The organism is Streptomyces sp. OfavH-34-F (assembly GCF_022347745.1).
Taxonomy (GTDB): Bacteria; Actinomycetota; Actinomycetes; order Streptomycetales; family Streptomycetaceae; genus Streptomyces.
This window is the reverse complement of the sequence record NZ_JAKRGC010000370.1, coordinates 1-5,705: the sequence shown is the minus strand read 5'-3', so window position 1 is coordinate 5,705 and position 5,705 is coordinate 1. Positions and strand designations below refer to the sequence as shown.

Below are 5,705 nucleotides of genomic sequence, written 5' to 3'. Positions count from 1 at the left end.
CGGCCCGTCCGCCGGCCACACGGGCGCGAGGCCCCCGGCCGGCGCCGGAAGCGCCCCTTCCGGCAGCGCGCCCCCGGGCTCCGGCGGCGCCAGGTCGGCGCGCACCCGCCCGGCGAAGTCCTCGGGTACGGGGAAGTGCCGGGCGATCAGCGTCAGGAACTCCTCCGTCTTCCGCTCCGACCAGGGCAGCACCTGCGTGAGCGGCAGGAAGACCCCGAGCCGCAGGCACCCCATCGCGTACCGGTCCACGTCCGTGCCCGTGTATCCGGCCGGTGCCTGGTAGCCGGGCGCGGCCATCGCCTGCGAGGCGCGCGCCACGGCCTCGCTGCTCGCCTCCAGGTCGATGAAGACCACGCCGCCGTCGGGCCGCAGCAGCACGTTGTTGGGGTGCAGGTCGCCGAAGACGACGCCCCGTTCGTGGAGCGCGCGCATCGCGTGCTCGATCGCGTCGAGGGTGGCCAGCGCCCACGCGGTGTAGGCGGCGAATGCCTCGGCGGTGGCGGGGCCGTTGCCCAGGAGCGGGTTGCGTTCCTGCATCTCCTGGCCGAGCGCCTTGCCCTCGACGTACTCGCGGGCGAGGTAGTAGTGCTCGTTGCCCTTGCGGAACTCGGCGTGCGCGGGCATGCAGTCGAGCCCGGCGAGCCGGCGCAGCGCCCAGTACTCGTTGCGCAGGCGGGCCACGGCGTCGGTGCCGTCGGCGTCGAGTCCGGCGAGCGGGCGGGCCTCCTTCAGCAGGACGGTCGTGCCGTCGCGGGCGTCGGTCGCGAGGTAGACGCCGCCGCCGTTGGAGAAGTGCAGCGCCTTGGTGGGGCGGTACGGGAAGCCGGTGAGCGCCCCGCTGTTGCGTTCCTCCAGCGCCTCCTTCACCCGCTCCGGCAGGGTGACCCACGGCGGCGGCCGGAACCCCGGGCCGCGTACGTCGGGCACCCAGTTGCCCTCCGGGTCCTTGATGCAGTGGACGAGTTCGCCGGACTCGGTGCGTACGAGGTGGGCGACGAAGCCGCCGTAGCGCAGGTAGAGCGGGCCCTGCCGCCAGCGCAGGTCGCTGAGGATGTACGGGCCCGACTCGCCGACGAGCAGCGGTTCGAGGGCGTCGAGGACCTCGCCCAGCATGTCCTCGTCGAGCGGGTAGAGCGTCACGAACTTCCCGCTGCTGCCCCGGTCGCCGTACTTGCTGTTGCGGCGCGCCAGGACGGCCCGGCTGCGGATGAACTTGAAGTACACGCCGTGGTCGAGGCAGTAGTCGCGGACGAGGCGGCTGATCCGCCCGGCGTTCTCCTGCGTCGCCGTGACGTGGATCTTCCAGCCCTGCTCGGGGAGTTCGACGCCCGGCGGGCGGAAGACCACCCAGTCCTCGTTGGTGGCCCGCGTCCAGCCCTCCGGGAGCGGGGCGCGCGCGGCGGGGAAGTCCTCCTCGGCGGAACCGGGCGGCTGTATGTCGTAGAAGACCTCGCCGGGCCGGCAGAAGGTCAGGTACCGGAAGTCCATCGGGGTCTCCTAGCGGGCCTGGGGCGGAGGTGGCGTACGGAACGGGGCGGCGGGCGCCGGGCTACCAGCGGAAGGCGGGCAGGACGTACTTGACGTACATCCACTTCCCGGCGGGCATCTTCCCCGCGTCCACGACCGCTCCGCCGATCCGGGCACCGGGGGCCTTCGTGAGCTCCAGCCGGTATCCGTCGGCGGGGGTCGGCAGCGAGTCGGCCCGCAGCGGCAGGAAGGCGGAGAGCGGGGCCGTGGTGGACTCCGGCCGGTCCGAGGCGATCACACCGCTCCCGGTCTCGGCCTTCGCGGCGAGCCCCACCCGGTAGAGCCGCACCCGCGCGCCCTCCTCCATCACGGAGCGGTCGGCGGAGGGCGGCAGCAGGAACACGGCGCTGCCGTCGTCGCGCACCTCGTAGCCCGCGGTCACCGTGTACGGGATCTGGACGAGCGCGAGGACGGCCGTGAGCGCCCCGGCGGCCAGGACCGCGCCCACGCCGAGCCGGACCTTGCCCGCGCCGCCGGCCCGCGCCTCGCGCAGGACGCGCAGGAAGCCCCGTCCGAGGTGGTAGCAGAGGTAGCCGAGCCCGCAGAGCATGACCCACGCGCCGACGATGCCGATGCGCTGCAGGGCGTCGCCCCACAGGTTGATCGCCGTGGCGATCAGGTAGAGCGGGAAGGCCATGCAGACGAGCCCGAACGGCACGGCCCAGCGGCCGAGTTCGGGGAGCTTGCGCGTGTACCGGCCGCCGAACAGCAGCCGGGCCACCGCGCGGCGTCCGTCGACGAGCGCCCGGTCGCGCAGGTGCGGCACGTCGAGGTGGCTCATCAGCGCGATGTAGCCGTCGAGCTTGACGAACGGCATCAGGTTGAGGATGCCCGCGATGTAGGTGACGAACGCGAAGATCAGGAGGCCGTCGCGGGCCTCGCCCGAGCAGAACAGCGAGACCACGGCCGCGCCCCCGGCGATGACCACCTGGGTGGCGATCCCGGCCAGGGCGACGGCGACCCGCTGGCCCTTGCGCGGCAGCCGCCAGCCGTCCGTCACGTCGCAGAAGAAGGCGGGCGACAGGTAGAACAGCATGACGCCCATGCGCGCCGGGCGTCCCCCGTGGTGGGTGAGGACGGCGCCGTGGCCGAACTCGTGCACGGCGGTCGTGGCCAGGATGCCGGCGAAGATCGCGACGTACGTACCGAGGCCGAGCGGCCGTCCGAGCGCGGTGTTCAGGCCGGCCGACTGGGCCGCGAGCACCATCAGCCCGACGAGGGCGAGCGCGGCGGCCGCCACCGTTCCGGCCCGGCCCGTCAGGACCCGGACCAGTGGCGACAGGCCCCGCAGCATGCGGTCGGGCCGCAGGATCGTGAACTGCACGGTCATCGGCGGTACGAACTTGAAGCGGCGCCCGCTCCTGCGGACCGTCTCACCGTTGTCGAGCAGCCGGCCGGACGCGAGCATGCCCACGGCCTGCGAGACCGCCTCGGCCGTCCACGGCTCGCCGAGGATCTCCGCCAGCAGCGGATGGTCCCGGGTTCCGTTGAGCGCCAGGGCGAGCCGGGCCAGGTCGGGCTGGACCCGCAGATAGCGCGCCGACCCCTGCTGGATGAGCCACGGCGCCCCCTCCGCGGCCGGCTCGTGCACCGAGACGTCGGGGGCGAGCCGGGGGCGGGCGAGCAGTTCCGGGGGCACGGTCGGCGTCTCGGCCTTGGTGGACATACGGTCTGCCTGCCTTAGGTGAGGTCTCGGACGCGGAAGAATCGGTAGGCGGCGAACCCGGCGGCCGCGAGCCAGCCCGCGATGACCAGGAGCGCGACCTGCGGCGAGAGCAGCACATGGCCCACGTCCCGGTAGATCGAACTCATGGCGATGGTGAACAGGTAGCTCGCCGCCTCCGGAGCCAGCCGCTGGATGCCGGGGTCCATCAGCAGGGTCAGGGCCATCACCGCGACGACGGCGGCGATCTGGTGGCGGATGATCCAGCCCAGGAAGACGCCCCAGGGCGCGGCGAGGACGTTGCAGACGAAGACGCCGAGCGCGATGAGCGTCGTCTCCTTCGTCCAGGTGAAGTCCCGTCCGAAGGTGGCCATCACGCCCCAGGCGGACAGCACCGAGCAGACCACGGCGAGCAGTCCGAAGACGCCGCCCATGACCGTGCCGACCGCCAGCTTGGCGCCGAACAGCCGGGAACGCCCCGTCACCAGGACGGAGCGGCTGATCGAGCCGGAGCTGTACTCGCGGGTCACCACGACCGCGCCGTACAGGGAGGCGAAGAGGAAGGTCATCATCCACGCGCGTACGACGTCGTCGGTCACCGACGCGACGGTGGCGGTGCCGTGGTCGATCGCCTTGGAGCCCTCGGAGCCGTAACCGAAGCTCGCCATCAGCGACATGTAGACGCCGCAGAGCATCAGCACGAGCCAGGCCTTGCCGGTCCACGCCTTGAGCCATTCACCGCGCAGTGCGTCAGACACGGGCCCCCCCGGCGGTTCCGGCCAGCTCGAAGAAACGGTCTTCCAGGCGCTCGGCGCCGTCGCCGGTGAGCTGCGACAGCTCGCCCGCGAAGCGCAGCGTGCGCTGGAGGATCACGACGTCGTCGACGGTCTGTTCGACCTCGGCGAGGAGGTGGCTGGAGAGCAGGATGGTCCGGCCCTCCGCCGCGAAGGAGCGCAGCAGTTCGCGCAGCCAGCGGATGCCGTCCGGGTCCAGGCCGTTGACCGGCTCGTCCAGGACGAGGATCTCGGGGTCGGGGAGCAGCGCGGTGGCGAGCGCGAGGCGCTGCTTCATGCCGGTGGAGTAGCCCTTGACCTTGCGGTCGGCGCCGTCCGTGAGGCCGACCTGGTCGAGCACCTCGTCGACCCGGGACGTCGGCAGCCCCAGGGTGCGCGCCCAGATCCGCAGGTCGCGGCGGCCCGTGGTGCCCGGCATCGGACCGGTCGAGTCCATGCTGACGCCCACCCGCCGGGCGGCGTCGGGCAGTTGCTCGTAGGGCTGCCCGAAGATCGTGGCGTGCCCGGTGGTGGCGCGGGCGAGGCCGAGGAGTACGCGCAGGGCGGTGCTCTTGCCGGCGCCGTTGCGGCCGAGGAGACCGACGATGCGGCCGGGGCGCACGCCGAAGGAGAGGTCCTCGACCGCCGTCAGCTCGCCGAACCTCTTCGTCACGCCGTGGAATTCGATGACCGCGGGCTCGCTCACGGCTGCTCCTGACCGCGGCTGCCCCGGACGGCGGCGGCCCCGACGAGGGCGGAGGCTCCGGCGATGGCACAGACGATGACGGCGGTCACGAAGATGCGTGGTCCACCGTCCAGTTCGAGTGCGGCCGCGACGGCGGCCAGGGCGACCAGCACGCCGAGACCGGCGACGGACAGGGCGAGGCCGACGGCGCTCCTGCGGTTCATCTCTCTCCTCCACCTCATGGTGTTCGGTACTGTGCTACTGGGCCGATGCCGTGGTGGCGGATGCTGCCCGTCACCACGGCATCGGCGCTCAGCTGTGTGTCGTCATCAGGTGGCGATGCTCACGGCCACGCTGACCGCGGCGCTCGCCGCGGCGACGCCGCTGATCGCGACGCCGATCGCGACTCCGGTCCAGAACCCCGGAGCGTCCATGGCCTCCAGCTCCTGCATGCCCAGTTCGAGCAGCGGAGCGATCTCCTTGGTCTCTTCCATGATCATGGGTCACACCTCTCTTCGTGATGAGTGGTCGGTTCGTACGTGAGAGCGGTGGCCGCCCGGTGAGGAGGCCGCCTCCCCCCGGGACTCAGGTGAGGAGCGACACCGAGACGGCGGCGCTGCCGTAGGCGGCCGAGGCGCTGACGATCACGCCGACGACCACGCCGATGCCCGTCGCCCAGCCCGGCGCGTCCATGGCCTCCAGCTCCTGCATACCGAGTTCGAGCAGCGGCTCGGGAGTCTCCTGCATGTCTCCTCCTTCTTGTTCATCTTGGGTACTTTTCATCCCCCGCCGCGCCGCCCCGTCACCGGAGGGCGCGGTGGAAGTCCTAGGTGGCCGGGGCCAGTCGTCCCCCGGCGGGGCGGGCGGCGGCGTCCGCCCGCGGCTGGACCGGGCCCGGCCGGCCCGGGGCGGTTCCGGGCTCCGTCACGGTCGCCCGCAGCAGCCTCAGCACCTCCGCGTGGCCGAGGCCGCCGAGCATCGGCAGTCCCGCGCCCCACACCCGGACGATCCGGTGCGCGAGCGCGACGGTCGTCCCGGGGGCGGCGGTGACGCGCCG

General features: G+C 72.7%; 7 protein-coding genes and 1 pseudogene. All 8 read right to left on the bottom strand.

Annotation, left to right across the window (positions count from 1 at the left end):
- Positions 1-1,488, bottom strand: a 1,488-nt coding sequence (gene lanKC, locus MHW47_RS31170; protein ID WP_239227225.1) for a class III lanthionine synthetase LanKC, incomplete at its 3' end; no start/stop codon positions are given.
- A 61-nt stretch (positions 1,489-1,549) separates the two neighbouring features.
- The gene (mpaP, locus tag MHW47_RS31165) at positions 1,550-3,193 is read right to left on the bottom strand and encodes a daptide biosynthesis intramembrane metalloprotease (protein ID WP_239227224.1); all 1,644 of its coding nucleotides are present in this window, start codon (positions 3,191-3,193) and stop codon (positions 1,550-1,552) included.
- A gap of 14 nt (positions 3,194-3,207) precedes the next feature.
- Positions 3,208-3,948: an ABC transporter permease gene (locus MHW47_RS31160; protein ID WP_239227223.1), complete on the bottom strand. Its 741-nt coding sequence runs from the start codon at positions 3,946-3,948 to the stop codon at positions 3,208-3,210.
- Positions 3,941-4,669 carry an ABC transporter ATP-binding protein gene (locus MHW47_RS31155; protein ID WP_239227222.1) on the bottom strand — a complete coding sequence of 243 codons (729 nt, stop codon included), beginning with the start codon at positions 4,667-4,669 and terminating at the stop codon, positions 3,941-3,943. Before MHW47_RS31155 ends, MHW47_RS31160 begins: the two co-directional genes overlap by 8 nt.
- Positions 4,666-4,872, bottom strand: coding sequence for a hypothetical protein (locus tag MHW47_RS31150; RefSeq protein WP_239227221.1), 207 nt, complete (start codon positions 4,870-4,872; stop codon positions 4,666-4,668). The genes MHW47_RS31155 and MHW47_RS31150 overlap by 4 nt, the downstream gene beginning before the upstream one ends.
- Before the next feature lie 105 nt (positions 4,873-4,977).
- Positions 4,978-5,148 carry a daptide-type RiPP gene (locus tag MHW47_RS31145; RefSeq protein ID WP_158564900.1) on the bottom strand — a complete coding sequence of 57 codons (171 nt, stop codon included), beginning with the start codon at positions 5,146-5,148 and terminating at the stop codon, positions 4,978-4,980.
- A gap of 85 nt (positions 5,149-5,233) precedes the next feature.
- Positions 5,234-5,395, bottom strand: coding sequence for a daptide-type RiPP (locus MHW47_RS31140; protein WP_199564806.1), 162 nt, complete (start codon positions 5,393-5,395; stop codon positions 5,234-5,236).
- 79 nt (positions 5,396-5,474) lie between these two features.
- A pseudogene (locus tag MHW47_RS31135) lies at positions 5,475-5,705 on the bottom strand (hypothetical protein); the annotation flags it as partial.

Excerpts from the sequence above, each read along its gene's own strand:
- mpaP (WP_239227224.1), bottom strand. The coding sequence starts at position 3,193 with ATGTCCACCAAGGCCGAGACGCCGACCGTGCCCCCGGAACTGCTCGCC.
- MHW47_RS31150 (WP_239227221.1), bottom strand. The coding sequence starts at position 4,872 with ATGAACCGCAGGAGCGCCGTCGGCCTCGCCCTGTCCGTCGCCGGTCTC.
- MHW47_RS31145 (WP_158564900.1), bottom strand. The coding sequence starts at position 5,148 with ATGATCATGGAAGAGACCAAGGAGATCGCTCCGCTGCTCGAACTGGGC.
- MHW47_RS31140 (WP_199564806.1), bottom strand. The coding sequence starts at position 5,395 with ATGCAGGAGACTCCCGAGCCGCTGCTCGAACTCGGTATGCAGGAGCTG.